The following is a 590-nucleotide window of genomic DNA, read 5'->3' as shown; positions in this document are numbered from 1 at the left end:
ACAGACAGCCAGGATGTTGGCTTAGAAGCAGCCATCATTTAAAGAAAGCGTAATAGCTCACTGGTCGAGTCGGCCTGCGCGGAAGATGTAACGGGGCTAAACCATGCACCGAAGCTGCGGCAGCGACGCTTATGCGTTGTTGGGTAGGGGAGCGTTCTGTAAGCCGTTGAAGGTGGCCTGTGAGGGTTGCTGGAGGTATCAGAAGTGCGAATGCTGACATAAGTAACGATAATGCGGGTGAAAAGCCCGCACGCCGGAAGACCAAGGGTTCCTGTCCAACGTTAATCGGGGCAGGGTGAGTCGACCCCTAAGGCGAGGCCGAAAGGCGTAGTCGATGGGAAACAGGTTAATATTCCTGTACTTGGTGTTACTGCGAAGGGGGGACGGAGAAGGCTATGTTAGCCGGGCGACGGTTGTCCCGGTTTAAGCATGTAGGCGGGAAGTTTAGGTAAATCCGGACTTCTTTTAACGCTGAGGTGTGATGACGAGGCACTACGGTGCTGAAGTAACAAATGCCCTGCTTCCAGGAAAAGCCTCTAAGCATCAGGTAACATCAAATCGTACCCCAAACCGACACAGGTGGTCAGGTA

General features: G+C 53.2%; 1 rRNA gene. It reads left to right on the top strand.

Annotated elements, in window-relative coordinates:
• Nucleotides 1-590: ribosomal RNA gene (locus tag KW829_RS22730) — 23S ribosomal RNA — on the top strand; the annotation flags it as partial.

This window comes from Enterobacter sp. ENT02, from assembly GCF_019219165.1.
Taxonomy (GTDB): domain Bacteria; phylum Pseudomonadota; class Gammaproteobacteria; order Enterobacterales; family Enterobacteriaceae; genus Enterobacter; species Enterobacter mori.
This window is presented reverse-complemented; position numbering and strand designations above follow the sequence as displayed.